This is a genomic window from Acinetobacter piscicola (assembly GCF_015218165.1).
GTDB classification, from domain to species: domain Bacteria; phylum Pseudomonadota; class Gammaproteobacteria; order Pseudomonadales; family Moraxellaceae; genus Acinetobacter; species Acinetobacter piscicola_A.
In genome coordinates, this window is the sequence record NZ_CP048659.1 from 2,122,439 (window position 1) to 2,149,354 (window position 26,916).

Consider the following 26,916-nt stretch of genomic DNA (forward strand, 5'->3'; position numbering starts at 1 on the left):
ATGAAACAATTACAACATGCCATTGAGCTTGGTGCGACCATGTATATCCCTGCCACGCATCAACATTTATGGGACGTGACTGAGGGCATCAAATTTTCAAATTTAAAATCGATTGCAGTCTGCTTGGAAGATGCTGTTTTAGAAAAAGATGTACAAACGGCAATGGTCAATTTAAAAGCACTCTTGCAAAAACGTGCAGAAAACCCAAACCTAAAAACACCTGCATTGTTTATTCGCCCACGTCATATCGAAATGGCGAAATATATTATCGATTGGGATTTACACCATACCATTAGCGGTATGATTTTACCGAAATTTACCTTACATAATTTAAAACAATGGATGGAGGTTTTACCTTCTCATATAAATTTAATGCCAACCTTTGAAACCAAAGAAATTTTTGATATGGGGCATAATGTTGAATTACAGCAAGCACTCAAGTATGACTTTCATAAAACCTTGTGTTTAAGGATTGGCGGTAATGATTTACTCTCCTGTTTATACCTGCGTCGTCCAAAAAATACCACTATTTATCAAACACCTGTAGGTATGTTAATTTCTCAACTGGCAGGCTTATATATTCCCGCAGGCTTTCAACTCAGCTCACCTGTCTGTGAACATATTGAAAATATACAGATTTTATCCAATGAACTGATCCAAGATATGAATAATGGAATTTATACCAAAACTGCCATTCATCCAACACAAATTGATTTTATTCATGAAGCATTTCAAGTGTCGACTGAAGAATTTCAAGAAGCACAGCAAGTATTAGCAATGGATGCAAAAAGTGTATTTAAAAGCCAAGGTTCTATGCTAGAACCTGCAACACATCGTAATTGGGCTGAAATGGTATTATTACGCTATAAAACATTTGGCTTAAATAAATCCCATTTAAATCATCACGGTGATGTATTTAAATTTAATGCTTAAATCACAAAGCAAATCGAAATAATCAAATAAAATGGCGGTCTCTATTCGCCATTCATTTAAAAATAAACTTCAGCTTACTCAAAAAATATCAAACTTCGACCATCTGTACGACAACCAAACGCCCACCATCCTGTTTCGACAATAAGATTTGTGCGCCTTCTTTTAACTCTACTTTCCCCCCAATTGGAATGGGTGTCTTCGTCGTCACATCGGTTAAATCAGGCAAATCTTCGTTCACCAACCACCAACGATCTTGATGTAAAACAAAATAACCTTTACGTTTGGTTTGCTCTGGTGTTAAACGCTCATTCGGTGCAATCATACTATTGGCATGCCATGCAAATAAAGACTGCCCTGTCCACACCATTAAACGATGATTATCAGGACGATAGCTTGAGCCTTGTCGTGCTGAATATAAGTTTAAAATCGGTAGTTTGCCTTTAAATGTGGTTTTACAAAATGGACAGCTCGGCTGTGTTGTATTATCAAATACATACCATTTATGACTACACGCTGGATTTAAACACGGTTGTACCAAGTCCACTGTTTTAACCAATGCAATTTCCCAATCATTGGCAGATGGACGTTTACTCGGTTCATGCAAGCCCTCAATAAAACTTTTATTAAATAATTCAGTTAAATAAGGACCTGTTACGGTATAAGGAATTTGTGCAGGGTCAGCCCAAGGGAGCTGCGAAGGTTTAAGTTGATTGGCCTTAACCCGATTACTTTGATCGTCTGGATGCTCAACAAATAATGCGCGCTCTCCCATGGCAAGATTTTCATCTTTTTGAGGATCATCCATGTCATGGATTTTACCGCCTCGCAATGGATGACGATACAATAAATACATATAAATCAATACTGCAAGTGCATGTCTATCTGTCGTAATACTTGGCAAAATTCGTTTTGGATCATCTTTATTTAAATGACTGGTCATCACGACTTCAGGTGCAATAAAGTCAGGCGTTCCCACCACATCTGGTGGGTATTTTCCAGGCACAACCAAGCCATCCACATCGATCACACATGCACTCCCTGTCACAGGGTCGATGAGCACATTTTTATAGGATAAATCTGAGTGTGCCAAACCTGCTGCATGCATACGGCGCACCGCACGTGAAATTAAAATACTGATTTTTAAATAATTAAGCCATGTCCCTTTTTCACGATCATCTAAAAAACGGTTCTGGTTATTGGCACTCGCAAACCATTTTCCTTCTTTTTCTTTACCTTTAATGTTTAAAAAATCATTATTCTTTGAGCCATAATCAAAGAAAAATTGCTTTTTATAGGTCGGTGCGGTAATGCCCAATAAATCATTGTACTCAACCAAGCCATCAGGCCAACAAAAGATATTTTTCCAATAGTCACCACCAACACCATTAAAAATACCTTGCCATTTATTACCAACAATTTCTTTTAAACGGTCTTTTTGCTGTTCAAATGCTGCTTTAGATTGATAAAATTTATTTTTTTCTTTACTAAAAAAACACACCACATAACTGCGGTCAGGTGAAAAATACACATCTTTCATTGCCCCTGAACCGATCACTTCATCTACAAATTCGATTGGACGTCCATCGACTGTAGTACATTTTACGATTTTTGCCGACATGTGCTAACACCTAATTTCTAAAATTTTTGTCTCTAAATAGTGTGAATTGATTACTTTTTCAAGCTTTAATTTACTTGATTTTTCTTATATAAAGCCGCTAAAGTTCGGTCATCATGATGGCCTGTTTTAAAAAAATGCATCCATTCTAATAAAGCCTGCTCTGGCTGATCGTGTTGCAAAACAGGTTCAAGCTCTGTATATAAATCTAGCCATTTCTGTTGATTTGCAAGTCCAGCATCGGTTTCAAAAATTGGATCTGAAATACCGTCTGTCATTAATAAAACAGCTTTTAAGTCTTTAAAACAGCCTATTTTGACCCGATTACCCAACTCTTGATGAATACTACGATCCAAAAACTTAGTCTGTCCTGCATATTCCCCCCCATCGGCAACATTCATCAATCGTACCGTGTCTTGAGTAAATGCAGCGATTGCACCATCACCCACGGAGAATGTACTAATTAAGTTTTTATCTGCATGTTGATAGACCACCGCAACCAAAAGTGTGGTTGAAAATGCTTTAGTTGCGACATGCTGCTCAGCTGCAAGCTGATCGAGTTGTGTGAGAATTGAGCGATAAATCTCATAATAAACATGATAGAACTGTTGATTTAATTTATTGGCAATTCGTTGTGTATCCGCATGTTGAGGCTGATCTAATTGCCATTGTTTAATATCTTCATTTAAAGCATCAATCGTATGTTCATTGAAATAACGTTGAAATTCTTTCTGTACAATCTCAACTGCAATTCTTGAACCTTCACGAGAATATTCCGCACTACCTGCACCGTCTGCAACCGCCAATACCGACCAATCGCTATTTGCAATGTGCATCAATGAAAAATCATCATCTCGGAAACTTCCTGCATGTTCATGGGAACGACCACGGCGACTTGCCGCAATGAGCTGATAGTCTGCTGTATCTATACACAGTTGATCTGTATGCGTTTTAACAAAAGCTTGCCCTGCCTCAGGTTCAATCACTTTCCATAAACTACGTGGATCAGGAATCACGTTTAAACGGCATTGTCCTGTATAGACTTCATCATTGACACGATATTGGAATGAAAAATTAAACTCATCAGCTTGGTTGGGTTGACCTTGAATACTTTGTGTCGCTTGATCAAAATAAAAAATATCATTTGGAAATTTAAAACTTTCCTCAATATATTCTATATTTTCAGGTTTTTGACTCGATAAGATTTGAATTTTTGAAGTATAAGGTTGCCCTGCACGTGCATTATCAACTTGAAACTTCACATCATTTACTTTGCGCTGTATAAACACGTCTGTAATCTCGGTTCTATTTTGTTCGATTTGTGCTTGTTGTTGCTGTATGGAGATCTCTTGTTCAACTTGTTGCGCTTCAGAATCAATAAGAATCTCTTCTATCGCCATTATCGGGGCACTGACTCCTGCAACTGCAACAGACATATTTTCATGAGCTGCTTGTACATCATCTTGTTGTTGATGCGAAATAATCGTCTCAGATAGGACTGAGTGTGCGGGTACAGTTTGTGCTGAGCGATCTTGCTCAACATCTGTATTACTTAGGCTATTTTTTAAAATATCAGTAATTTGATCAGAAATATTTTGTTCTTGACGTTGAGCATCATCAAGCAATGTTAGCGCACTCTGTTCAGTCGGTAAGATCTCCTTGTCATCCAAATCTAATTGCGCTTGTTGAATCTGCGGCTCATTTTCATGTGAATGTTCTTTATTCTCAAAATATATGGGTTCTAAGATTTCAGTCAGTAAAGGTGGCGTTGCAGATTGCTTTTTGAGTTCATACACTAATTTTGAGAGTTGTTGTAATTGCTCATCTGTTTTAAAAAACTCGATAAATTGATCATCTAAACCCAGTTCATTGACTGCCAAAATTTTTTTAATTTTACATAATAATTCTTGCATACTGCCCCCTTTCAATGATCAATCATTTTATTTATCAAAAATTTAACCTTGACCACGGGTCAAATCAAAATCCCCACCTTCCGTACTAAAACTCACTTGACGGCGGCACCATGGGCAAACGACATATTCACTATAGCCGTCATAACACATCAGATTGCCACAACCACACATGGCAAAAGCAGTATCTGCATAACAATGTGGACATTGCGACCATCCTTCTAATTTTGATGTATTAATTTGTGGTTTTTCAGCACTATGATCCGTCCAACTAAAATATTCCTCACTGATCGCTTCGCAAGTCTCTAATTTAAAATTGTATAAATTAATATTTAAGTCAGATAAACCGCCATATTGTAAATTTCTGCTATATTTCAACAGATAAGGGTGTTGTAATTTTTGACAACGCCCAATAAAAGTAACGACACGATCATCAGCATGGCTTTTTCGGAACGTGAGTTTTGACTTAGCTAAGTTCATATAACGCTGATCAAGTGGAATTAATTCTTCTGAGTTTTGAAAATTTGCCACGCTAACACTTTGTGACACCACAGAAGCACTGATCCATTTACATAGACCTTTGACATATTCTTGGTTAATTTGATCAACCGAAATACAGTGTTCCGTTAATTCTTTTAAGATAGAAAAATCAACATCTTGTCCAAGACCAATCACAATCAAAGTCACACGATGGCTATATTTCGTTTTCCATTGTTGAATAGCATCTTGATAATCATCCGTCGGGCGACCATCGGTAAATAAATAAACGACGGGTTTCCAGTCACCTTTAACATCTGCAGTGGTTTTGATCACTGAGCGATCTATTTCTTTACCTAAATGGGTCAGTGCTTTGCCTAGATGCGTCCCGCCGCCCAAAGGTAATTCACATCGTTGATAGGCATATAATTCTGTGAGTGGTACTAAAGTACGCACAATTCCCGCATAAGCAATCAATGAAACATAGACTGTTTCTAGTGCATAAGGGTCGGTGCATAAACTACGCATAATAAAGTCAACACCTTCTTGCACAGCAACTAAAGGCTGCCCCGCCATAGATTCGGAACAATCAATCACGAAAAATACAGGTAATCGACGCATAAACTCACCTTGTTCATTGTTATTATTTCAAGCCTTTTTATTAAACTTACATTCAATTGCATTTCAGAATGATTTTATAGCACCAATTGAATTTCCGAAGGCGGCGGCGGCAACTCAATTGCATCTGCGACACCTGCACTACTACTCCCCGCTACCACACTTGCAGAAACCCATTTAAAGAAACTGGCAAATGAGTTCGAATCCATCGAATCCAACACCACAACTTGAGAAGTCAATTGTTGTAATGCTTCAGTTTTGGCTTTTGGACCCGCAGCACATGCCACAATCGTTGCAAAGTTAAGCTGTTGAATAGTTGGAATAATCTGTTGATAGGCATATACATCTGAGGGTGAACCATCCGTCATGAGGAACAAGAGTGGTCGCCAATCGCCTTTTTGCTCTTCTGTGCTTTTCTTGATATTTTTTTGCACATCTTCTGCTAACAGCTCCAAGGCTGCCCCCATAAATGTTGCACCAACACTCGGTACTTCAATTTCAGGCAATTGCACTTGATCCAACGGCGTTAAAGGCAAATAAATTTTTGCCTGCATATCAAAGGTAATGACACTAAGATGTACACTTTCCAATGCATAAGGATCTTGCCTGAGCGCACTCAGCATCGACTGCAAGCCCACATTTACCGAATGAATTGGCTCTCCACGCATAGAGCCTGAGGTATCTAATAAAATATAAACAGGTAGTCGACGCATATTTTTTCCTCGTGATGATTTGTCGTGATTAAATGGATCATTCACATGATTAAACGTATTGTTTTAGCCATTCCACAAAGTTATCTGACTCAGACGATGAGCCAATGGCGTTAAATTTCCAACCAGCATTCTCACGCATGAGTTCAGCAAAAAGTAAGGAACGTTGTTGTTCATATTGTCCCTGACCTGACAAATTAAAACGGACCATTTCTTTGCCAGAAGCATCAACAGCACGAATAAACGCATTTTGTACCTGTCCAAAATGCTGCTTGTTTTTATTGCCTTCGTAAATTTGCACAATAAATACAATTTTATGATAAACAGGTGCTAATGAATTTAATTTAACAATGATTTGCTCATCATCCCCATCACCTGCCCCCGTACGGTTATCTCCTGTGAGCCAAATATGACCAGAGGGATGCTTAAGATTATTGAAGAAAATAACGTCACTATTGTTTAAAGTCGGATGCCCCGAAGTATCTCGCCCGAGATTTTGCACTTTACCATTAGCATCACATAAAAAAGCGATCACATCCAAATCATATTCTGCAGTTTGTCCGCCAAATAATCCCCCTAAAAAGCCCTTTTTCTGCTCGGCGATGTCCCAACCCAAGCCAATGGTGACCAATGACAGATTATTTTCTGCCTTTTCTAATGTCAGACCTTGTCCTTTTGCTAATGTAATCCCCATGTTATTTTCCTTTTTTTCTTTTAGTTGAAAGCTTTAGGGACAGCGAAATATCTTAATTTTCAGCCATCCGATCTATCGTTTTTATCTTTAAGTGAAGTCTAAAATCATCTATATACTTAAAGTACAACATTGACTTCAGGGGGGGGTGGTGGCAAATCACTCAAACCTGTCACTTCTTTTTGTCCTGCATCGACTTTTTGACTGCCTGTAGAAATACTTGCAGACACCCATTTAAAAAATGCTTTGATGGTATTTGAATCTGCGGTTGCAAGCTCCACCACGACTTCCGTAATTTGCTTTAAAATTGCTGTTTCAGCATTGTGTCCTGCAGCACATGCAATGACCATACCCGTTTTGACTTTTTTTAGTTTTTCAAAACCTTTCTTCCAGTCATCTGTTGGTGCACCATCGGTCATGATAAAGACCAAAGGTTTCCAATCTCCACGCGTATCTGGTGTTGTTTTTTGCACTTCTTGTTCAATTTTATCCGCCAATAATGACAACGCTTCACCAAGCTGTGTTGTTCCTGTTGCTTGTAAATTCGGCGTATTAAACATTGCCAGTTCAGTCAATGGCATCAACTGTTTGGCAGTCGTATCAAAAGTGATGATGGACAAATAAGCGGTTTCTAAGGCGTAGGGATCTTGTCGCAAAGAGGAGGCCAACATTTCCACCCCATTTTTAACAGCTTCAATAGGTTCACCTAACATCGAGCCTGATGTATCAAGCAATAAATAAACGGGCAATCTTCTCATGCTTATCTGTCCTTGTTATCAATTTATAAACTTTGTTGTTATAAGCATCTTAGCTTAAATATTAAAATAGTAGAATATCCTGATTTTCTAATTTTCAATTTAATATCATTTCTCTTTAGGACACATTTCAACATTAATTTGTGTTTATTACTTTAAAATTATTGTTATTTTCAAGCAGCAACATGATGATTTTGTCATCATATTGCGCATACCGAAGTCGAAACCTCAGTTAAAACATCTTAATTAATTTGTGCGACCTTCCTGATTTGCATGACCTGAGCAATGTGCTCCACCACCAATGACAAAACCACGTTCTGCTTTACATGAACCAATCACTTGCCCACGTGAATCATACGTTGTCACTGTTGATGCACATCCTGTCATGACTAGCGCAGTAAAAAGTGCAATTAATCCTGAAATTTTCATTTTCTTTCCTCTAAATCCTGACGAATTGTCAATAAACCCAATTAATCCAATTGAATTTGCGTGCTTGCTGGTGGAATCGGTAATAAGCCTGTTTTAATATTCACTTGTCGATAATCAATGCCTTTGGCATTTCCATGACCATAGCAAACCGCTTTTGCCCCAAAAATAAAACCTTGCGTGGCTTTACACGCCCCAATTGCATTTCCTGCGGCATCATAAGTAATGACTTTGGCACTACAACCACTCAGAAACACTAAAAGACTTGCTATAAAATACTTTTTAAAACTCACCTTAACCCCTACTTCAGTTTAATTAAATAATTTATAAAAATTATTTATTTATTTTTAATTGGAGCGAATTTTATCTATTATTTTTAAACTGTAAAGGATTATTTTTAATACATAATAAAAAACCACTCGAAAGTGGTTTTTAAATATATGCGCTTTAAGTATTTAATATTGGTTTATTTTCACGTCTTTCTTGTAAGGCTTTTTTGATCACCTGATACCCGCCTGTTAAACCTAAAGTTGCCATGATCACAGCAACAATAATATCGGGTAATAAACTGCCTGTACCAAATACACCTACTGCTGCAAAAATCACCGCAACATTGCCAATCGCATCATTACGGCTACACAACCACACTGACCGCATATTAGCGTCACCATCGCGAAATGCATAAAGGATCACGGCTGCAATCACATTGGCGATCAATGCTAATATCCCAATTGCTCCCATTGTCATGGCTTCAGGGGGAATACCTTGCATATAGGCATAAGCTGATTTACCAATCACCACAAAACCAAACAATGCCATGGTCAAGCCTTTGATCAACGCAACAGTCGCACGCCAATATAAACTCGCACCCAATACCGCCAGCGAAATGCCATAGTTCACAGCATCACCAAAGAAATCGAGTGAATCTGCCCAAAGTGCAGATGAATGTGCATAAGCACCGCCAACCAACTCCACAAAAAACAGCGTAAGGTTAATGATGAGTGCAATCCATAACGCAGTACGGAACTTACTATTTGGTTTTTGTGGTGCAGGTTCATGACTACACGTACATGCCATGCTGATTCCCCTTGCTTAAAGATTTATCTGTATTATGCTATTTAAAACTATGGACTAACTCCAAGGTCAAGTACTTTTGTGGAGCATACATGATGCAACAATATCTCATCAGCGATTTGGCTAAAAAGACCCAATTGAGTACAGATACGATTCGGTTTTATGAAAAGAAAAATTTGATTCAAGCCAGTTTTCGAGCTAAAAATAACTATAAATATTATAATGATGAAACATTAAAACGTTTAATTTTCATTAAGCGTTGTCGTGCATTGGATATGACCTTACAAGAGATCATCGCCTTATTGGAACAAGTTCAACACCCTGAACGAGGTTGTAAAATTGTTGATCAGTTAATTGCAGAACATATTCAACATGTTGAAACACGGATTTTAGAATTACAAAGTTTTAAAACACAGCTTGTTGCTTTGCGCCAATCTTGTGCTTCGGACAGCACCATTGATCATTGTCAGATTGTGAAAAATTTAGCCGCTGCAATCGAATAGATCTAAAGTTTCCGTTGGATACAGGATTAAGGAATACGCCTGCACCCAACACAAAAGATGACTTTGCTGATTGTCTATGCTAGATATCAAAGCGACTTCTGATTTACCCGCTTTGACAATGCTTCGGCAGATTCCTTACGTTCAGAATAACGATCTGTCAAATATGCGGCTTGCCCACGTGTCAACAATGTAAACTTATATAACTCCTCCATGACATCCACAATGCGGTCATAATAAGATGATGGTTTCATCCGATCATTTTCATCAAACTCTAAAAATGCTTTTGGAATAGATGACTGATTTGGAATCGTGATCATACGCATCCAACGCCCTAAAATCCGCAGTTGATTGACTGTATTAAATGACTGTGAACCGCCACTTACTTGCATCAAAGCTAAAGTTTTTCCTTGCGTGGCACGAATTGCCCCAGCTGCCAATGGAATCCAATCAATCTGCGCTTTAAAAATAGAACTCATGGAACCATGACGCTCAGGTGAACACCAAACCATTCCCTCCGACCATGCTAACAGTTCATGTAACTCCTGCACTTTTGGATGTGAAGTGTCGGCATCCTCAGGTAAAGGTAAAGCTTTAGGATGGAAAATTTTCACTTCAGCACCAAACTGTTCTAGGATACGCCCTGCTTCAAGTACAGCTAAACGGCTAAACGAACGCGCTCGATTTGAACCATACAGCAATAAAATTCGAGGTGGATGCTCATTTTCTCTTGCTTGAACTTTTTCAAACGTTGGATGCTCAAGCAGATTTAAATCAATATTTGGAAGATTCATTTCTAAAACCTTTAAAAATCACTTAGGCAAAAAATTTCTTTCTAAACCACAAGGAAACACTGACCAGTAGAATCAATACAGGCACTTCAACCAATGGCCCGATCACAGTGGTAAATGCCACAGGAGAAGCCAAACCAAATGTTGCGATTGCCACTGCAAGTGCTAACTCAAAATTGTTACCTGCGGCGGTAAATGAAATTGCGGTGGTTTTGGGATAATCATTACCCATCCATTTACTCATGAAAAAGCTAATGAAAAACATTAGGATAAAATACAGCGTTAACGGAATGGCAATTCGCAATACATCCAGTGGCAATGCAACCACATCCGCACCTTTAAGGCTAAACATCGCAACAATCGTAAATAGCAATGCCAATAAGCTCAGTGGGCTGATTTTAGGAATAAAAGTATTTTGATACCAATCTAAGCCTTTTTGTTTGACCAAAATCAAACGCGTTAAAAAACCAAGTAGGAATGGAATACCAAGATAAATCAATACCGCTTGCGTGATCGTCCAAAAACTCACATTGATCACTTGCGCTTCAACACCAAAAAATGGCGGTAAATACGTTAAAAATAGCCACGCATAGCTACTAAAAAACAGAATTTGGAAAATACTGTTGAATGCGACCAACGCCGCAACATACTGCTGATCACCACAAGCAAGATTATTCCAGACCAACACCATCGCAATACAACGTGCCAAGCCAATTAAAATCAACCCTGTCATATATTCAGGATAATCCTGTAAAAATAGAATCGCGAGTGCAAACATAAGACATGGCGCAATCAACCAATTTTGTACTAAAGACAAAACTAAGGTTCGCTTATCCTGAAAAACTTGACTTAAATTTTTATAATCCACTTTGGCTAAAGGTGGATACATCATCAAAATTAAACCAATGGCAATGGGCAAATTTACTGTTCCCATGCTCATCTGATTTAAACTTTGTGCAGATTTTGGGAAAAATAGTCCTATGGCTATCCCTACTGCCATCGCAATAAAAATCCAAAGCGTAAGATTGCGATCTAAAAAAGAAAGTTTCTGAGCTGACATAGTTGAATATTCATCCAATTAGAGCAATATTTTCGAGCGATTTGGTTAATTGTTGTGCATCCATTTGCTCAAAATTTAGTGCAAAAAATGCATCAAAACGGCGCTGAATATGTTGAACAGTTAAATTGAATGCTTGTAATTTTTCTTCTTCTGGCAAATTTAAATGCGATGGATCATCTAACCCCCAATGCACTTTTAAAGCATTTCCTAAATAGAGTGGACATGCTTCATTGGCAGCTTCGCTACACACGGTCACCACAATCTCAGGCGCAAATGCTTCACATGCCTGCATATTTTTACTCGACAAATGCTCAGTCGGGATATTCAAACTTTGTAAGGTTTTCAAAGTCAATGGATGTACCTGACCTGAAGGATGACTACCTGCACTGCATGCCTGAAATCCTGTTGGTGCTTGAGCATTAAATAAAGCTTCCGAAAGAATACTGCGGCAGCTATTCCCTGTACATAAGAATAAAATTTTCATATTAATTCAACTATTTATTAATAACAATTTGGATTTTCAGCGCATGCATCTTGAGCGCACTCAAAACGCTGATCCTGTGCTGAAAGTTGCAGTAAAATTTCTTTGCACCATAGGGCTAAATCATCATGTAACTGATAATAGACCCATTGTCCTTGACGGCGATCTTGCAAAATTTGTGCACTACGTAACAGCGCTAAATGTCGTGAAATTTTCGGCTGACTCAAATCTAGTCCTACCGTCAAATCACAAACACAACGCTCACCTTGTTTAACAATCATCATTAAAATATCGAGCCGAGTTTGATCGGCAAGGCATTTAAAAAAATCGACTTGATTCATATTTATATATGGATATACGAATTTCCATATATACTAAACTTTAAATGATCAAAATGCCAATTTTTCCAACACATCATTTTAAATTCCGAGTTTTTTACTAGGTTGAATCTATTTTTTTTATCACTAGAATAATACCCATAAAGTTTTTATGCCTTTTGTGATATGACTATTTGCCACGTTACTGAACTCCTCTCGCCAGCTGGTTCACTCAAGAATATGCGCTATGCATTTGCCTATGGTGCGGATGCTGTATATGCAGGTCAGCCACGTTATAGCTTGCGAGTTCGTAACAATGCATTTGATCATGATAATTTGAAAATTGGCATTACCGAAGCACATGCTTTGGGTAAAAAGTTTTATGTTGTGGTGAACATTCAACCACACAATGCAAAGCTAAAAAACTTTATCCGAGATCTTGAACCTGTGGTTGCAATGCAACCTGATGCACTCATTATGTCTGATCCTGGTTTGATCATGATGGTACGTGAACATTTCCCTGACATGTCGATTCACCTATCTGTTCAAGCCAATGCAGTCAACTGGGCGACAGTCAAGTTTTGGAAAAATATGGGCTTAACTCGTGTGATTTTATCACGTGAATTATCCCTCGAAGAGATCGAAGAAATTAAGCAAAATGTTCCTGATATGGAAATTGAAGTTTTCGTACATGGCGCACTTTGCATGGCTTATTCCGGTCGTTGCTTACTTTCAGGCTATATGAATAAACGTGATGCCAATCAAGGCGCTTGCACCAATGCGTGTCGCTGGGATTATAAAGTTCACGAAGCAGCAGAAGATGCATTTGGGGATGTCATTCCAGTCCAATCACTGGAGACAGCATCAAGCTGCTGCACTAATAAAGATGCCGACGAGCAACACGCCCAAAATCAACATCAATTTGGCGAGCCGGTTTTACTACAACGCAATGAAGAAGAGATGTTCGCTGCTGAAGAAGATGAACATGGTACTTACTTCATGAATTCTAAAGATTTACGTGCTGTACAGCATGTGGATCGTTTAACTCAAATGGGCGTACATTCTTTAAAAATTGAAGGACGCACCAAATCATACTTTTACTGTGCTAGAACTGCACAAATTTATCGTAAAGCGATTGATGATGCACATGCAGGCAAAGAGTTTGACCCTGCACTAATGACTCAGCTTGAAGGTTTAGCAAATCGTGGCTATACCGAAGGTTTCTTACGTCGTCATATACATCGTGAATATCAAAATTATGAAACAGGTTCATCCCGCTTTGATCATCAACAATTTGTCGGTGAGGTTTTAGAGCGTAATGGAGACTATATCGTGGTTGATGTGAAAAATCGCTTTGTCGTAGGCGACACCTTAGAGCTCATGACAACTAGTGGAAATATCACATTCATTTTAACAGAAATGAAAGATATGAAAGATACACTCATTCCCCATGCCAAAGGCTCAGGGCATATTGTTAAAATTCCGATTCCTGCTGATGTTGACATGAATTTTGCATTACTGATCCGCAATCTCCCCAATTCAAGCGCAGATATTTCTGCTGCTTCTTTAGCCTATATAGCGAGCTAATTATGGCACTTTTCATTACAGATCAATGCACAAATTGCGATATGTGCGTGCCCGAATGCCCAAACCAAGCCATTTTTGAAGGTGAAAAATTCTATGAAATTGATGTTGAGCGCTGTACTGAATGCGTTGGTTTTTATGAGCATCAAACCTGTGTCAATGTCTGCCCGATTGAATGTATTGAACCACATCCCGAATATAGAGAAACTCACGCAAAATTGTTAGAAAAATTTCATGGTTTAAATTTATTTCATCGTTCTTAAATCTCAGTAAGATAACGATAAATAATAAAAAAAGTTGATTGGATCAACTTCACGCCAAAAACAATAAATTTAGTAGGGGAAACGAAAGCCAAAGTGTTATTGGGGGAATTTGGGGAACACTTTGGCTTTCAATTTAACAATAAAATTAGGTCTTTTCGTACACAAAAATTCACATATGACATCTAATCATTCTATACACTTTACAATCATTAAATCTCATGATTTGACATACGATAAAGTTCAATCATGCTGACTGCATAACAATGCAGAATTTATTCGCCATTTTTCTCAATTAAGGGCAACATAAAAAAGATGATTATTTTGAACTATTGTATTTAATGGGCTTATTTATTTTTTAGCTAAGCTTTTTACTATATTTTATATATTAAGAATAAGTAGAAAGTCTTGCGTATTTACCACACAATTCAACAAAAGCTTTTGTTTTCTTTATTTTTTTAGTAAATTCATTCTTTTATAAGTTTTTTTCCTAAGTAATACAAATCTTTAGCACGACTATGTATAAGTTAAATTTATTGGTATGATAATTAAAATTTTCGTCATGGTTCAGTTCAAATATTGTTTTTGAATTTTTATTGTTTGATTTCAATTGCAGTCAATAAAGAGCCACGCAAAACCAATTTCAAATTGAAAAATTTTTGCTTGTCGTATCAGCCTTCTAGAGAAGACACAAATTTGTTTTAAGCTGTATTGGGTAATTAAGCGATTTAATTTATAAGTGTATTCATTTAAGTGCATTTTATTATTCAGGATTTAAACATGAACAAGTTGTTTGGTGTTTTACTCAGTGCATCTGTGCTTTCTCTTGCAGCATGTGGTAAACAAGAAGCACCTAAAACAGAAACCGCATCTACAGGTGATGCAAAAGAACATACAGTGGTTATGGCGTCTACAGGCTCAGATGCAGATGTATGGCGTTATATCGCAACCTTGCCTGAAACCAAACAAGCAGGTATTAAGCTTGAAGTTAAGAACTTTACAGACTACGTGTCTATGAACACCGCTGTTGCTAACAAAGAAATTGACATCAATGCATTCCAATCTTATGCATATTTGGTTGCATTTAACGACTCAAACAAAGATAAAATTGCACCCATTTCAACTACCTATTTAGAGCCAATGGGCATTTACTCAAGCAAAGTAAAAAAAGTTGAAGAGTTCTCTCAAGGCGCAACTATTGCCATTCCAAATGATGGTGCAAATGAATCACGTGCCTTATTGTTATTACAATCTGCAGGTCTGTTAAAATTAAAAGCTGATTTTGATAACGTCAAGGGTACACCTGCTGATATCATTGAAAATAGTAAAAAAATTGTGATCAAACCCATTCAAATGGCAACTGCGGTACGTGCAAAAGATGAAGTCGATGCCATCGTTCTTGGAAATACCTTAGCAATGGAAGGTGGATTGAACGTATTAAAAGATTCGATCTATTATGAACCAATTGACCAAAGCACCAAAATGAACGTGAATGTTCTTGCAGTTGCTGAGTCACGTAAAGATGATCCAATCTTGAAAAAAGTCGGTGAACTCTACCATGTTGCTGCTGTAGGCAAATATGTTCAAGAACATTTTGGTGGCACTAAAGTAGATGTAAATAAACCTGTTAGCTATTTAACAGAAAACAAATAACATCTTTTTTGATGTCCATGAAACAGGCAAAATGATTTTGCCTGTTTTTTCATTTTTGTATAGTTTTTGACAACATGATCGAATTTAAAAATATCTCAAAACATTATGATCTCAAAGGTCAAACCGTACGTGCCTTGGATGACATTAATCTACAGATTCCGAATGGCAGTATTTTTGGCATTATTGGTTATAGTGGTGCAGGAAAAAGCACCTTAATCCGTATGATCAATCTCTTGGAACGTCCAAGCCAAGGGCAAGTCATCATCAATGATAAGGACTTCACTGCATTAGATGCACGCGCATTACGTCAAGAACGTGCAAATATTGGCATGATTTTTCAACATTTTAATTTGCTTGAAACCAAAACTGTTGCTGCCAATATTGAAATGCCAATGAAATTATTAGGTTTTTCTAAGGCTGAACGTGAAAAGCGTTTAAATGAATTGCTTGAATTCATTGACCTTAAACATAAAAAAAATGCTTTTCCTGATGAACTGTCTGGCGGGCAAAAACAACGTGTCGGAATTGCACGTGCCTTAGCCAACCATCCTAAAATTTTACTTTGTGATGAAGCAACTTCTGCTCTTGATCCACAAACTACCAAATCCGTCCTAGCATTATTGAAAAAAATCAATAAAGAACAAGGTATTACTATCGTAATGGTCACCCATGAAATGGATGTAATTGAGTCAGTTTGTGACCATGTTGCTGTGATGGAGTTTGGCAAAGTTATTGAAACAGGTTCAACCCTAGATATTTTTAGCCGCCCAAAACAAGCGACGACACGCAATTTTATTCAAACTGTTTTACAACAACAGTTACCTGTTAATATATTGAATAATTTAGAAAATAAAAATCATAATAGCATTTATAATCTACAATTTTTAGGTACATCTGCTCAAGAAACCGTGATTCAAAAACTAATTCAACAATTTGATATTAGCCTTAATATTGTCTTTGCCAATATGACTGAAATCAATGGTTCAGTGATTGGGCAAATGTTTGTGCAGTTACTCGGCGATCCGATTGTGATCCAACAAGCGGTACAGTTTCTTGCTTTACAAGGGGTTAAAGTGTCTCAATCAGGAGTAGCAGAATGAGAGATCTCATCGTTCAATGGCTCACTGAAGTCACAGCGCCTTATTGGCAAAGTTCATTGTCTATCGACCAATTTGTGACGGCCATGCAAGAAACCATGCATATGGTGTTTTTTGCAATGCTGTTTGGTGGTATCTGGGGCTTTATTCAAGCCATCATCTTATTGGTTACGCGTCCAAATGGAATTTTGCCAAATAAATTGATTTATCATGTGCTTAATCCAATTGTAAATGCACTACGTTCACTTCCATTCATCATTTTGTTAATAGCAGTTATTCCTCTGACCAAAATGATTGTCGGTACATCCATCGGGACTTGGGCGGCAATCGTCCCTTTAACTATTTATGTGGGACCTTACATTGGACGTTTGATTGAAACGTCACTGTTAGAAGTCAATGAAGGTATTGTTGAATCAGCACAAGCGATGGGTGCATCACCTTGGCAAATTATTTTTAAATTCATCATTCCTGAAGCACGTAGTTCACTCATCTTAAATTTGACGACGGCAACCATTAGCCTCATCGGTGCAACAGCTATGGCAGGCGCTGTCGGCGCAGGCGGTATTGGTGATCTCGCAATTTCTTATGGATATCAACGCTTTGATACGAGTGTAGTCATTCTTACTGTGATTGTACTGTTGATTTTAGTTCAACTTGTACAAAGTCTAGGGGATTGGTTATCTAAATTAAGATAATGTCTATTTTTAAACAAAACTAAAAACCAGTACTTCATGTACTGGTTTTTTAATTGATCATCAAATTATTCTTTTGAACTTCGACATTCTAATCAAATCAAAACTTGCACCCTACTGCATCTCATACGACAATATCATATTATTGTTTTAAATTTGCTTAGGCTATTTTATGTCACAACCCTTGGACGTTTTAGGCGGGATTACCGCAGAACAATTTCTCTCAGAATATTGGCAAAAAAAACCACTCTTAGTCCGCAATGCACTCCCTGAAATTATCAATATTTTGGTTCCTGAAGATGTCATGGAACTCGCACTCGATGAAAATATCACAGCGCGTCTGATCAAACAAAAAGACAAAGATCCAAAGCAGTGGACAGTGAAAAATTCACCATTGATTAAAGGTGATTTTCAAAAAATGCCAAAACTTTGGACGCTTCTTATTCAAGCGATAGACCACTACTCTTTTGATTTAGCTGAGCTTTGGAAAAAATTTCCATTTATTCCACAATGGCGTCGTGATGATATTATGGTGTCTTATGCACCTCAAGGTGGTTCTGTTGGTCAACATTTTGATTTTTATGATGTATTTTTAGTCCAAGGTTTTGGTCATCGCCGTTGGCAATTGGGTCAAATGTGTGATGCTGAAACAGAATTTGTAGTAGGTCAACCACTCAAATTATTACCTGAAATGGATGTTCATTTTGATGAAGTCCTCGCACCGGGTGATTTGCTATATGTGCCACCTGGACTGTCACATTATGGTGTGGCAGAAGACCATTGTCTGACTTATTCTTTTGGCTTCCGTATGCCAAATGTGCCTGACATGATGGATCGTATTTGTGATAAATTTTCAGAAAATGTGGAATTGAAAAATCCTCTCGTCGATATTATCCGTGACCAAGTATCGCGTGCAGGTGAAGTCACTGAAAATGAACTCACTTATTTGAAAGAAAAAATTTTAGAACAATTGCAAAACTCAATGGTATTAGATGATGCCATTATGAGTTTAGTGTCTGATTCGAAATATCCTGAAAATATTCCAGAAGCTGAAGAAATTGGCACAGGTGATTTAGAACAAGCCATTGATCAAGGCTACATCATTCAACTTGAGCCTGCATCACGCTTACTTTATTCTGACCAAGATCATGACATTTTATTTTGGGCAAATGGTGAAGCTTTGTGTATTTCTGAACAATTCACGCCATTTTTACAGCAAATTGCAGATGGTCACAGCATTGAATTAAATTTCGATTTAGCCGATGATGAAATTTTAGAAGACTTGGTTATGCTTTTAAATGAATCTATTTTAATGCTCGTCCCTACCGCAGAAGAATAGAATCTTTCATGTGCCGAGATCTGTATTTAGCACATAGTTTTACATGCTAAAGGAATATTGAATGCAAGATTTACGTTGTTATCAACAATTACCTGTATGGCATTTTGCCAATATTCCTGACGGCTTTAAACAAGCGCACAACACTCAAATAGGCACTTGGGCAAAATTAGATATTCTACAAGGTCACCTAGACTTTGCCCTGCTGAATGAACACGGCGATGTTCTTTCTCAACAGCAATTTAATGCAGAACACCAACCCCCTTTTATTGCACCACAAACTTGGCACAAGATTATCTCGGCAAGTGCTGATATAAAGTGCCAACTGAGCTTCTACTGTGATGTAGAGAATTATTTTTCTAAAAAATATCAACTAGCTGCAACGCATTCCGAAATTCTCATGGCAATGCCTTACCTCAATATAGGTAAGGCTTTAGACATTGGCTGTGGTCATGGACGGAATACTTTATATTTAAATCAACATGGCTTTGAGCTAGATGCTTTTGATGTCAATCCTACGAGTATCCATAAACTCAACGAGATCATTCAAACGGAAAAGTTAGAGCATATTCACACGACTATTCGCGATTTAAATCAAGATCAAAACTTAAATGGCCAATATGATTTTGTCTTTTCTACTGTAGTCATGATGTTTTTACAGCCAGAAACCATTCCACCTTTAATTCAAAATATGCAAAATGTCACCCAAACCAATGGTTATAACTTGATCGCCTGTGCAATGGATACAGAGGATTACCCTGCCCAAGCTGATTTTCCATTCACATTTAAAAGCAACCAATTACGTGAATATTATCAAGCATGGAACATTTTAAAATACAATGAAAATGTCGGTGAATTACATCGGACAGATGAACACGGCAAGCGCATCAAACAACGATTCGCAACCTTATTGGCGCAAAAAATTTAAGCTCTTTTTCATGCTCACTACCATGCTGAGCACTCAGGATGAACTCTCTGATTTTTAAAATAGAATCTTTCTTATTTCTAACAATTCAATACTTGAGAAAACAGCATAAAATTGGCAACTTAGCAGCATAATATTAAGTTGGACAAACTATTCCTATGGCAAGCCCTGCTCAAGCAATAAGAAGTAAATTTTTTAATACTTTCTTTTCACGTTATTCTGTTTGGTTCTTGTGTTTATTCATCGCAATTTATCTGACATGGACGATTTTTTTACATGAGTCCCATTTTATTTACTATTTCTTTTCCGATACAGTCCTCAATATTGCGTGGGTCATCAGTATTGCACTAAGCGGTGTCGGGATTTATGACATTCTTCAAAGTAAACATGCCATTCTCAGAAACTACCCCATTATGGGACATTTCCGCTTTTTCTTTGAAAGTTTCCGTCCTGAAATTCGTCAATATTTCATTGAATCCGATGAAGATGCACTACCTTTTTCACGTTCACAACGCAGTCTAGTGTACCAACGTGCAAAAAATGAAAATGCCGACAAACCCTTTGGCTCAATCATTGATGTCTATCAACAAGATTACCGTTTTCTGACCCATTCTTTAGCACCTTGCCACCCTGCTGATCATACAACTTTCCGGATCCATATTGGTAATGAGCAATGTTCGCAACCCTATAGTGCCTCAATCATGAATATTTCAGCAATGAGTTTTGGCAGTCTCAGTGCGAATGCCATCCGTGCATTGAATAAAGGTGCTCAAATGGGGCAGTTTTACCATGACACAGGCGAAGGCAGCCTAAGTCCTTATCATCTTGAAAATGGTGGGGATATTGTGTGGGAACTGGGCAGTGGTTATTTTGGTTGCCGAACTCTAGATGGGAAATTTGATCCTGAAAAATTTCAACAACAAGCCGCTAACCCTGTGATTAAGATGATTGAAATCAAACTCTCACAAGGTGCTAAACCTGGACATGGCGGGATTTTACCTAAAAATAAAATCAGTGAAGAAATTGCCCAAATTCGTGGTGTTTCACGCGATGAAGACTGTGTTTCACCAGCGTCACATTCTGCTTTTAGTACCCCAATTGAAATGATGCATTTCATTCAAAAATTACGTGAATTATCCAATGGAAAACCCGTGGGTTTTAAACTGTGTATCGGACAACCTTGGCAGTTCATGGGTATTGTTAAAGCCATGCTTGCCACTAAAATCGTGCCTGATTTTATCGTGGTTGATGGTTCTGAGGGAGGTACAGGTGCTGCTCCAATTGAGTTAATTGACCACATGGGGACACCATTACGTGAAGGCTTACTTTTTGTTCACAATACTTTGGTCGGTGCAGGCTTACGTGAGCAAATAAAAATTGGTGCCAGTGGTAAAATTATCTCTGCTTTTGACATTGCAAGTACCATGGCGATGGGCGCAGATTGGGTGAATTCAGCACGTGGCTTTATGTTTGCTGTAGGCTGTATCCAAGCGCAAAGTTGCCATACAAATCAATGCCCTGTCGGGGTTGCAACACAAGACAAAGAACGCCAAAAAGCCTTAGATGTGCCAACAAAGTCAGAACGTGTTTTCCATTTCCAGCAAAATACGCTCAAAGCTTTAGCTGAAATGATCGCAGCGGCAGGTTTACAGCATCCAACCGAAATTAAACCGCACCACTTAGCTCAACGTATCAATGACCGTGAAATTAAAAACTATGCACAATTACATTTTTGGATGAAAGATGGCGAATTGCTTTCATGTGAAAATAAAGATGAAGAAAACTTCTATTTTAGAATGTGGAATCTAGCTGCTGCTGAAAAGTTTTAATTTTATTTATACCTTATTTTGTATAATCATTTTAAATAAAAGAGGAAAAATCCTCTTTTATTTTTATATCAATAATGCAAACTAGACTAAGATTTAAGTGTAAAAGCTGTTCTGTTCAGTGCAAAAAATTGTTAGCTATCACCATGCTGAATTAAATGTCACTGGTGCATATCATATTACCCAACACAATACTTTTCTTGTGATTGTTCAATATCTAGGGATGCTCTATGAAACGGGGATATGTGATTGATGATGCTGTTTTAATCCCCTACACAGCCAATAATTCATCCTGATTTGATGCAAAACATCTACATTATATCCATGGTCTATTGGTTATTTTTTGACAGGATCAAAGTCAGATTTAAATGTGAGTAAAAAAATATGCATATTACGCAAAAGTTAATATTTACAAGCTGTCTTAGTTGTTCTTTACCTGTATTTGCCACAGTGGGTGGTCCACAAACGATTGAAGTTTTGGGCTACGAAGCCAAAGAGCAGAAAGTTTATTTGCTTAAACACTATGAAGATGGACGTGGTCGACTGCCACAATTGTATTATTATCAGTTTAAAAATAATGCTAAGCCCAACAAGTTGATCCAAGTTAATTCTTTATATATCCATCCTAAAACGAAAAAAATTGATTATGATCAGGAGGATACTCGCTTTAATCAAGAACTTGCCAAAATCACAAAGCGTTTACAACCATTAACTGCCACATCTTCTCAATATCGTATTGTGATTAACAAAAAAACGATTCAACATGTCCCAGTTTGGTATGATCCCAAACAAAAACAACCTGAGTTTCATTATACCTATCATGTGAAAAATCAAAATTTTAAAAGCTTACAACAACAAGCAACTGCATATCAGCAGCCATTAACAATCTCACAGCAATTTCTGATTCCTCAACAAAATAAAGTTCTGGTGACTGTAAAATATCTGGGTATTCCTTTTGAAACAGGTTATACGATAGAAGACCCCGTATTATTATTACCGACTCAATAAATTAAAAATGCGCTCTATCAGCGCATTTTTATCTCTTCTTTTTCAGTAACCCATTATTTTAAAATAAATTGGTGTAAGCTTTGGTGTTGCCTAAATTTGGATTATCAATTGCATCTTTACATTGTGCTTTATCACGCTCGTAATCTGCTTTTTTCTGACTCAATGCATGATCTTTTTCAAGTGTTGCACGTGCAAAATTATCCAAACTCGTTAAAGATTTTCGACACAAAGCGTATTTTCCTTCCGTCACAGAATCTGTCATTTTGACATTAATTCGCCAGTCAGTACTGAGTTTTCGAACCGGCTTCCTGACTTTTTCTTCTATTAAATTCAACTGCTTACGATATACAAAAGGTTCTACATCATTCAGTAATTTCCATGCTTCTTGTGCATATGCCGTTGCATCATTACTCAGCTTTGGTGCAGGCTGAATCGGTTCTTTTGGCTCAGAAGATGAATGACCACAGCCCTGTAATAGCAAAATACCAAGTATTAAGCCTGACTTAAGCAACAAAGGAAATTTCACCGCAAACATAGCACATCGCCAAATTAAACAATTGAGCACTATGCTAGTAAATTCGGGTACAATACACAATGTTGATTTTACCTTTTGTTTTATACTCCCAATTAGGTGTTACGTGTCCCAACACACAACTTCCTCCGTCAAACCTGCAGGTTTTTGGCAAGGTGCTAAAGATAGTCAAGCGATTATTTTTACTTATCTGCCTGTGTCTTTTGCTTTTGGTGTATCTGCAACCCAATTTGGCTTTACGCCTTGGGAAGCTTTGTTTCTATCCTGCTCTATGTATGCTGGCGCCAGTCAATTTTTAGTGGTGGCATTGCTAGGGAGTGGCACCTCTATTTGGATGACTGCACTTACCGTGATTGCATTGGACATTCGTCATGTTTTATATGGCCCTGCTTTGCAAAACCTGATTCAAGATCGCTTAAATTTAAAGAAAACTGCGGTTTGGGCATGGGGCTTAACCGACGAAGTTTTTGCCGCAGGTATGATTAAACTATCACAAAGACGCCAAGAATGGTCAGAATCTTGGATGTTGGGTTTAAGCCTATTTAGTTGGATGTCTTGGGCTTTAGGCTCCCTTTTAGGTGGTTTATTTTCAGACCAAGTTGCCAATTTACCTCAATTTTTACAAGCTGCACTCGATTTCTTACTGCCTGCGCTTTTCCTCAGTTTTTTATTGGCTGCCTTTGAAAAGAAACATACGCTTGTGGTTTGTGTCTCTTTGCTTGTTGCCGCAATTTCGTGTTATCTGATCAATTTATCTGCTGCGATTTTTATTGGCATACTTGCAGGAATATTTGCAGGAATATTTAAACATTATGTATTAAAACAACATGATGAAATTGCCATCAGTCATTCAGGAGAATAATGTGGATCTAGAAATTATTTTAGTCGGAATTATTGTCGGTATTGCCAATTTTGCTTCACGTTTTGGTCCATTATTTGTCATTCAAAAAAGTCAAAAAAATCAGCAAACACGTGGTGCAACATGGTTAAAAATAGCTTTGGGTAGCATCGGGATTGCAGCTATTAGTTCTATGCTAGTCGTTGCTACCTTGCCTCCCTTAATTGAAACACCCAATAAAAGCTTTGCCATGCTGATCGGTTTTTTGGTGCTCATTGGTATTTATTTTAAATTTAAAAAAATTGTCCTAGCCACTCTAATTGCGGCTGTTTCTTATGGTTTGGTCTATACCTATATACCACTTTAACGCTTAAATAAAATTTTTAAAATAAACTGAAAAGCCTTGTTGTTGGTATTGGGCATAGGCTTTTCTCAATTCCCCGCCATAGATTGGATCAGGATTATTGAACTCTTTATGTAACACTCTAGGCATTAACGGGTTTTGTGATTTTTGACTGACCAATAAAGCCATGAGCTGACAAAACCCTTCTTCCTGTGCCATAGAGTTAAATTTATATTGGTGTTGGGATACCAAAACATGGCCAATCTCATGACTCAGCACCCAAACCAAATTTGCCGTAGGCATCCCATAAATCACATTGATTTGTGCATGTATATGTTGATCTTGCAAAAATAGATGATGACTCACGGTATTGGTTGCTAAACCTTCTGCATGATCAAAACCCAAATTTTTCATTTTTTCTTTACTGATGAGGCTCACGTGAGTATAACCTCGCGTAAATTTAAAGCCTAAATTCTCGATTTGTTGCAATACCCATTGCGCCACAATGTTTAAATTTTCACTACTCACAATAATATGTCTGACACAATCTTTACACAGCATCCGACCATCTGCATAACTTGAAATATCGTGTTTAAAATGCTGATGATGGCAGTAATAGCAAGGATATAAAGTTTTTGAATTTAGCCACATAGGTATGATTTCAGCATATCATTCTTGCCCTGCAAGCACTTTTAAGTTTTGCAAAGCATCGATTAAAGTTTGATTTAATTGCATTGAATGTGCTATTAACTTTTCTTTCTGTTTTTGATCATTTTCCCATTTCTGTTGATTTTTTAGTAAATAAATTGAATCATCATTATAAGCCATAAAAGCAGCCTGAACTTTTTGACCTTCAACTGTAATAAATTGAGCTTGAGCTAAAGATTGGCTTAACGCTTGTAAATTCTTGATTACGTCAGCCACTTGTGCTTTCTGCTCTTGTGTTATATTTTCATTGTCTTCTTCTGCCATGATCGTCATTTTTTGCATGTCAACTTGCTCCATCAAACTGATAAATAAATTAAAATCTGCTTGATGATTTTGACTGACGTGTGATCTTTGTGTTTGCACACCATCCAGTTGCGTTGGTGCTGCATAGGTAGTAGTAAAAATTAAACCACTTAAAATAAGCGTGCTTGTACATAACAATTGGCGAAGCATCAAAATTTCCTTTTATTTTTTAATAAATAATTATATGAAATAAACCACAGTTTCAATTTATTTTGCAAAAAAATAGGGATATTGTTTGAATATCCCCATTTTATTGTTGATTATCGATGCGTATGAATCGACATGACAATCCCAAAACTCGCTAACAGTGTAATGACAGCCGTTCCACCATAGCTCATCAACGGTAGTGGATCACCTGTCACAGGCAAGATGCCACTGACCATACCTGAATTCACAAAAACAAAGAAAAATAAGGATAAACCAATGGTTCCTGCCAAAATTCGACCATAATTATGGAAACAATTTAGGCTGATCATCATGCAACGAAAAATAATTGCTGCATATAATACAAACAATAAGAGAACCCCGATAAAACCAAATTCTTCTGCATAAGTTGACATGATAAAGTCAGTATGATGTTCGGGCAAATAGCCCAACTGTGATTGGGTTCCACCTAAGTAACCTTTGCCAGTAAATCCCCCTGAACCAATGGCAATTTTAGATTGAATAATATTCCAACCTGCGCCCAAAGCATCCGACTCAGGATCAAACAAAGTTAAAATACGTTTCTTTTGATACGCTTGTAAAACAAACATCCACACTAAAGGCAAGGCCATGCCTGCTGCTGCAATCGCACCAATGATTAATGTCCACGACATACCACTAAGAAATAACGCAAAAACACCACCAATGACAATCCCTATCGCTAAATCGGGTTGCAATAATGCTAAGCCAAAAGGCACAACCATCAAGATCAGCGCACCGATCACATGTCTAAATTTAGGTGGTAAAGGTTGTCGCGAAAAATACCATGCCATCATCATCGGCATTGCAAACTTAGTGAATTCACTTGGTTGCATACTCCCGATCCCCGGTAGGGTCAACCAACGCTTTGCCCCTAATCGAACATCACCCACCAGCAACACCAAAATCAGCAATAAAATTGCAATACCATAAAACCATGGGCTAATGGCTTGATAAACTTTTGGGGGAACTTGCGCACACAGGAACAGTAGAATAAAGCCAACAACAAAGCTCAAACCTTGACGCACTAACATTCCAACATCTTGATCCGAGGCGCTATAAACCATTAACAAACCCAAAATTGTATTGATAATCAAAAATACCAATAACCACGGATCTAAATGTAATTTATCCCATCTTGATGTACTTTCATTAAAACTACGACCATCTCTTACAGACTGCCGTAGAAAGCGATATTGCTCATTCGGTGGCATGATATTTTCTACAACAAAAACGGGGAAACAAAATTATAAAGAGAAATAGCCAAGAT

General features: G+C 37.6%; 30 protein-coding genes. 13 read left to right on the forward strand and 17 right to left on the reverse strand.

Annotated features, from left to right (window positions below):
- Entirely contained in the window at positions 1 to 933 is a 933-nt protein-coding gene (locus tag G0028_RS10395) for an HpcH/HpaI aldolase/citrate lyase family protein (RefSeq protein WP_180045724.1), read from the forward strand.
- Between the two features lie 88 nt (positions 934 to 1,021).
- Here the strand turns inward: G0028_RS10395 and G0028_RS10400 are convergent, their stop codons facing one another.
- The 9 genes from G0028_RS10400 to G0028_RS10440 all read right to left on the reverse strand — a co-directional run bounded on the left by G0028_RS10400 (position 1,022) and on the right by G0028_RS10440 (position 9,212).
- Entirely contained in the window at positions 1,022 to 2,551 is a 1,530-nt protein-coding gene (locus tag G0028_RS10400; RefSeq protein ID WP_174492552.1) for a helix-hairpin-helix domain-containing protein, read from the reverse strand.
- Between the two features lie 65 nt (positions 2,552 to 2,616).
- Positions 2,617 to 4,461, reverse strand: coding sequence for a PP2C family serine/threonine-protein phosphatase (locus G0028_RS10405; RefSeq protein ID WP_180045725.1), 1,845 nt, complete (start codon positions 4,459 to 4,461; stop codon positions 2,617 to 2,619).
- Between the two features lie 42 nt (positions 4,462 to 4,503).
- The gene (locus G0028_RS10410) at positions 4,504 to 5,556 is read right to left on the reverse strand and encodes a TerY-C metal binding domain-containing protein (RefSeq protein WP_130073404.1); all 1,053 of its coding nucleotides are present in this window, start codon (positions 5,554 to 5,556) and stop codon (positions 4,504 to 4,506) included.
- A gap of 74 nt (positions 5,557 to 5,630) precedes the next feature.
- On the reverse strand, positions 5,631 to 6,266 hold the full coding sequence (locus tag G0028_RS10415; RefSeq protein ID WP_130073403.1) for a vWA domain-containing protein: 636 nt from the start codon (positions 6,264 to 6,266) through the stop codon (positions 5,631 to 5,633).
- A gap of 49 nt (positions 6,267 to 6,315) precedes the next feature.
- Positions 6,316 to 6,957 carry a TerD family protein gene (locus G0028_RS10420; protein ID WP_180045726.1) on the reverse strand — a complete coding sequence of 214 codons (642 nt, stop codon included), beginning with the start codon at positions 6,955 to 6,957 and terminating at the stop codon, positions 6,316 to 6,318.
- 116 nt (positions 6,958 to 7,073) lie between these two features.
- Positions 7,074 to 7,712 (reverse strand): vWA domain-containing protein, encoded by a 639-nt coding sequence (locus G0028_RS10425; protein ID WP_130073401.1) that lies wholly within the window; start codon positions 7,710 to 7,712, stop codon positions 7,074 to 7,076.
- A gap of 243 nt (positions 7,713 to 7,955) precedes the next feature.
- Positions 7,956 to 8,138 carry a hypothetical protein gene (locus G0028_RS10430; protein ID WP_174492547.1) on the reverse strand — a complete coding sequence of 61 codons (183 nt, stop codon included), beginning with the start codon at positions 8,136 to 8,138 and terminating at the stop codon, positions 7,956 to 7,958.
- 41 nt (positions 8,139 to 8,179) lie between these two features.
- Complete coding sequence (locus G0028_RS10435; RefSeq protein ID WP_130073399.1) at positions 8,180 to 8,428, reverse strand: hypothetical protein; 249 nt, start codon at positions 8,426 to 8,428, stop codon at positions 8,180 to 8,182.
- A gap of 154 nt (positions 8,429 to 8,582) precedes the next feature.
- Positions 8,583 to 9,212 carry a cation transporter gene (locus G0028_RS10440; RefSeq protein ID WP_180045727.1) on the reverse strand — a complete coding sequence of 210 codons (630 nt, stop codon included), beginning with the start codon at positions 9,210 to 9,212 and terminating at the stop codon, positions 8,583 to 8,585.
- A 92-nt stretch (positions 9,213 to 9,304) separates the two neighbouring features.
- Between G0028_RS10440 and G0028_RS10445 the strand changes: the two genes are divergently transcribed.
- Positions 9,305 to 9,712 carry a Cd(II)/Pb(II)-responsive transcriptional regulator gene (locus G0028_RS10445; protein WP_180045774.1) on the forward strand — a complete coding sequence of 136 codons (408 nt, stop codon included), beginning with the start codon at positions 9,305 to 9,307 and terminating at the stop codon, positions 9,710 to 9,712.
- Between the two features lie 86 nt (positions 9,713 to 9,798).
- On the opposite strand, the gene arsH is transcribed toward G0028_RS10445, so the two are convergent.
- From arsH to G0028_RS10465, 4 genes are read right to left on the reverse strand one after another with little or no spacing between them, the layout of a single operon-like run.
- A complete protein-coding gene (gene arsH, locus G0028_RS10450) occupies positions 9,799 to 10,503 on the reverse strand; it encodes an arsenical resistance protein ArsH (RefSeq protein WP_130073397.1) in 705 nt (234 codons plus the stop codon).
- Positions 10,504 to 10,525: 22 nt separating this feature from the next.
- A complete protein-coding gene (gene arsB, locus G0028_RS10455) occupies positions 10,526 to 11,560 on the reverse strand; it encodes an ACR3 family arsenite efflux transporter (protein WP_180045728.1) in 1,035 nt (344 codons plus the stop codon).
- Positions 11,561 to 11,570: 10 nt separating this feature from the next.
- Entirely contained in the window at positions 11,571 to 12,044 is a 474-nt protein-coding gene (locus tag G0028_RS10460) for an arsenate reductase ArsC (protein ID WP_130073395.1), read from the reverse strand.
- A 17-nt stretch (positions 12,045 to 12,061) separates the two neighbouring features.
- Complete coding sequence (locus tag G0028_RS10465; protein WP_180045729.1) at positions 12,062 to 12,382, reverse strand: ArsR/SmtB family transcription factor; 321 nt, start codon at positions 12,380 to 12,382, stop codon at positions 12,062 to 12,064.
- Positions 12,383 to 12,544: 162 nt separating this feature from the next.
- Here G0028_RS10465 and yegQ point away from each other — a divergent pair, with 162 nt between their 5' ends.
- From yegQ to G0028_RS10510, 9 genes are all read left to right on the forward strand, one after another.
- On the forward strand, positions 12,545 to 13,945 hold the full coding sequence (yegQ, locus tag G0028_RS10470; protein WP_180045730.1) for a tRNA 5-hydroxyuridine modification protein YegQ: 1,401 nt from the start codon (positions 12,545 to 12,547) through the stop codon (positions 13,943 to 13,945).
- Positions 13,946 to 13,947: 2 nt separating this feature from the next.
- Positions 13,948 to 14,205, forward strand: a complete 258-nt coding sequence (locus G0028_RS10475) for a YfhL family 4Fe-4S dicluster ferredoxin (protein ID WP_174492542.1) — start codon at positions 13,948 to 13,950, stop codon at positions 14,203 to 14,205.
- A gap of 777 nt (positions 14,206 to 14,982) precedes the next feature.
- Positions 14,983 to 15,855: a MetQ/NlpA family ABC transporter substrate-binding protein gene (locus G0028_RS10480; RefSeq protein ID WP_130073391.1), complete on the forward strand. Its 873-nt coding sequence runs from the start codon at positions 14,983 to 14,985 to the stop codon at positions 15,853 to 15,855.
- A gap of 74 nt (positions 15,856 to 15,929) precedes the next feature.
- Positions 15,930 to 16,955, forward strand: a complete 1,026-nt coding sequence (locus tag G0028_RS10485) for a methionine ABC transporter ATP-binding protein (protein ID WP_130073390.1) — start codon at positions 15,930 to 15,932, stop codon at positions 16,953 to 16,955.
- A complete protein-coding gene (locus tag G0028_RS10490; protein ID WP_180045731.1) occupies positions 16,952 to 17,647 on the forward strand; it encodes a methionine ABC transporter permease in 696 nt (231 codons plus the stop codon). The genes G0028_RS10485 and G0028_RS10490 overlap by 4 nt, the downstream gene beginning before the upstream one ends.
- Positions 17,648 to 17,816: 169 nt before the next feature.
- The gene (locus tag G0028_RS10495; protein ID WP_180045732.1) at positions 17,817 to 18,983 is read left to right on the forward strand and encodes a cupin domain-containing protein; all 1,167 of its coding nucleotides are present in this window, start codon (positions 17,817 to 17,819) and stop codon (positions 18,981 to 18,983) included.
- A 61-nt stretch (positions 18,984 to 19,044) separates the two neighbouring features.
- Positions 19,045 to 19,908: an SAM-dependent methyltransferase TehB gene (gene tehB / locus G0028_RS10500; RefSeq protein ID WP_180045733.1), complete on the forward strand. Its 864-nt coding sequence runs from the start codon at positions 19,045 to 19,047 to the stop codon at positions 19,906 to 19,908.
- Between the two features lie 155 nt (positions 19,909 to 20,063).
- The gene (locus tag G0028_RS10505; RefSeq protein WP_130073386.1) at positions 20,064 to 21,734 is read left to right on the forward strand and encodes an FMN-binding glutamate synthase family protein; all 1,671 of its coding nucleotides are present in this window, start codon (positions 20,064 to 20,066) and stop codon (positions 21,732 to 21,734) included.
- Between the two features lie 381 nt (positions 21,735 to 22,115).
- A complete protein-coding gene (locus tag G0028_RS10510; protein ID WP_180045734.1) occupies positions 22,116 to 22,739 on the forward strand; it encodes an aminotransferase in 624 nt (207 codons plus the stop codon).
- Positions 22,740 to 22,797: 58 nt separating this feature from the next.
- Here the strand turns inward: G0028_RS10510 and G0028_RS10515 are convergent, their stop codons facing one another.
- Complete coding sequence (locus G0028_RS10515; RefSeq protein WP_180045735.1) at positions 22,798 to 23,274, reverse strand: hypothetical protein; 477 nt, start codon at positions 23,272 to 23,274, stop codon at positions 22,798 to 22,800.
- A 103-nt stretch (positions 23,275 to 23,377) separates the two neighbouring features.
- Between G0028_RS10515 and G0028_RS10520 the strand changes: the two genes are divergently transcribed.
- Both G0028_RS10520 and ygaH read left to right on the forward strand, forming a co-directional pair.
- Complete coding sequence (locus G0028_RS10520; RefSeq protein WP_130073383.1) at positions 23,378 to 24,133, forward strand: AzlC family ABC transporter permease; 756 nt, start codon at positions 23,378 to 23,380, stop codon at positions 24,131 to 24,133.
- Between the two features lies 1 nt (position 24,134).
- A complete protein-coding gene (gene ygaH / locus G0028_RS10525; RefSeq protein ID WP_180045736.1) occupies positions 24,135 to 24,476 on the forward strand; it encodes an L-valine transporter subunit YgaH in 342 nt (113 codons plus the stop codon).
- 3 nt (positions 24,477 to 24,479) lie between these two features.
- Here ygaH and G0028_RS10530 read toward each other — a convergent pair whose 3' ends face one another.
- The 3 genes from G0028_RS10530 to rodA form a co-directional block, all read right to left on the reverse strand.
- Positions 24,480 to 25,103 carry a protein DA1 gene (locus tag G0028_RS10530; RefSeq protein WP_180045737.1) on the reverse strand — a complete coding sequence of 208 codons (624 nt, stop codon included), beginning with the start codon at positions 25,101 to 25,103 and terminating at the stop codon, positions 24,480 to 24,482.
- Positions 25,104 to 25,121: 18 nt separating this feature from the next.
- Positions 25,122 to 25,613 (reverse strand): hypothetical protein, encoded by a 492-nt coding sequence (locus G0028_RS10535; protein WP_130073380.1) that lies wholly within the window; start codon positions 25,611 to 25,613, stop codon positions 25,122 to 25,124.
- A 110-nt stretch (positions 25,614 to 25,723) separates the two neighbouring features.
- The gene (rodA, locus tag G0028_RS10540; RefSeq protein ID WP_180045738.1) at positions 25,724 to 26,860 is read right to left on the reverse strand and encodes a rod shape-determining protein RodA; all 1,137 of its coding nucleotides are present in this window, start codon (positions 26,858 to 26,860) and stop codon (positions 25,724 to 25,726) included.
- Positions 26,861 to 26,916 lie beyond the last annotated feature (56 nt).

Excerpts from the sequence above, each read along its gene's own strand:
- G0028_RS10395 (WP_180045724.1), top strand. The coding sequence starts at position 1 with ATGAAACAATTACAACATGCCATTGAGCTTGGTGCGACCATGTATATC.
- G0028_RS10400 (WP_174492552.1), bottom strand. The coding sequence starts at position 2,551 with ATGTCGGCAAAAATCGTAAAATGTACTACAGTCGATGGACGTCCAATC.
- G0028_RS10405 (WP_180045725.1), bottom strand. The coding sequence starts at position 4,461 with ATGCAAGAATTATTATGTAAAATTAAAAAAATTTTGGCAGTCAATGAA.
- G0028_RS10410 (WP_130073404.1), bottom strand. The coding sequence starts at position 5,556 with ATGCGTCGATTACCTGTATTTTTCGTGATTGATTGTTCCGAATCTATG.
- G0028_RS10415 (WP_130073403.1), bottom strand. The coding sequence starts at position 6,266 with ATGCGTCGACTACCTGTTTATATTTTATTAGATACCTCAGGCTCTATG.
- G0028_RS10420 (WP_180045726.1), bottom strand. The coding sequence starts at position 6,957 with ATGGGGATTACATTAGCAAAAGGACAAGGTCTGACATTAGAAAAGGCA.
- G0028_RS10425 (WP_130073401.1), bottom strand. The coding sequence starts at position 7,712 with ATGAGAAGATTGCCCGTTTATTTATTGCTTGATACATCAGGCTCGATG.
- G0028_RS10430 (WP_174492547.1), bottom strand. The coding sequence starts at position 8,138 with ATGAAAATTTCAGGATTAATTGCACTTTTTACTGCGCTAGTCATGACA.
- G0028_RS10440 (WP_180045727.1), bottom strand. The coding sequence starts at position 9,212 with ATGGCATGTACGTGTAGTCATGAACCTGCACCACAAAAACCAAATAGT.
- G0028_RS10445 (WP_180045774.1), top strand. The coding sequence starts at position 9,305 with ATGCAACAATATCTCATCAGCGATTTGGCTAAAAAGACCCAATTGAGT.
- arsH (WP_130073397.1), bottom strand. The coding sequence starts at position 10,503 with ATGAATCTTCCAAATATTGATTTAAATCTGCTTGAGCATCCAACGTTT.
- arsB (WP_180045728.1), bottom strand. The coding sequence starts at position 11,560 with ATGTCAGCTCAGAAACTTTCTTTTTTAGATCGCAATCTTACGCTTTGG.
- G0028_RS10460 (WP_130073395.1), bottom strand. The coding sequence starts at position 12,044 with ATGAAAATTTTATTCTTATGTACAGGGAATAGCTGCCGCAGTATTCTT.
- G0028_RS10465 (WP_180045729.1), bottom strand. The coding sequence starts at position 12,382 with ATGAATCAAGTCGATTTTTTTAAATGCCTTGCCGATCAAACTCGGCTC.
- yegQ (WP_180045730.1), top strand. The coding sequence starts at position 12,545 with ATGACTATTTGCCACGTTACTGAACTCCTCTCGCCAGCTGGTTCACTC.
- G0028_RS10475 (WP_174492542.1), top strand. The coding sequence starts at position 13,948 with ATGGCACTTTTCATTACAGATCAATGCACAAATTGCGATATGTGCGTG.
- G0028_RS10480 (WP_130073391.1), top strand. The coding sequence starts at position 14,983 with ATGAACAAGTTGTTTGGTGTTTTACTCAGTGCATCTGTGCTTTCTCTT.
- G0028_RS10485 (WP_130073390.1), top strand. The coding sequence starts at position 15,930 with ATGATCGAATTTAAAAATATCTCAAAACATTATGATCTCAAAGGTCAA.
- G0028_RS10490 (WP_180045731.1), top strand. The coding sequence starts at position 16,952 with ATGAGAGATCTCATCGTTCAATGGCTCACTGAAGTCACAGCGCCTTAT.
- G0028_RS10495 (WP_180045732.1), top strand. The coding sequence starts at position 17,817 with ATGTCACAACCCTTGGACGTTTTAGGCGGGATTACCGCAGAACAATTT.
- tehB (WP_180045733.1), top strand. The coding sequence starts at position 19,045 with ATGCAAGATTTACGTTGTTATCAACAATTACCTGTATGGCATTTTGCC.
- G0028_RS10505 (WP_130073386.1), top strand. The coding sequence starts at position 20,064 with ATGGCAAGCCCTGCTCAAGCAATAAGAAGTAAATTTTTTAATACTTTC.
- G0028_RS10510 (WP_180045734.1), top strand. The coding sequence starts at position 22,116 with ATGCATATTACGCAAAAGTTAATATTTACAAGCTGTCTTAGTTGTTCT.
- G0028_RS10515 (WP_180045735.1), bottom strand. The coding sequence starts at position 23,274 with ATGTTTGCGGTGAAATTTCCTTTGTTGCTTAAGTCAGGCTTAATACTT.
- G0028_RS10530 (WP_180045737.1), bottom strand. The coding sequence starts at position 25,103 with ATGTGGCTAAATTCAAAAACTTTATATCCTTGCTATTACTGCCATCAT.
- G0028_RS10535 (WP_130073380.1), bottom strand. The coding sequence starts at position 25,613 with ATGCTTCGCCAATTGTTATGTACAAGCACGCTTATTTTAAGTGGTTTA.
- rodA (WP_180045738.1), bottom strand. The coding sequence starts at position 26,860 with ATGCCACCGAATGAGCAATATCGCTTTCTACGGCAGTCTGTAAGAGAT.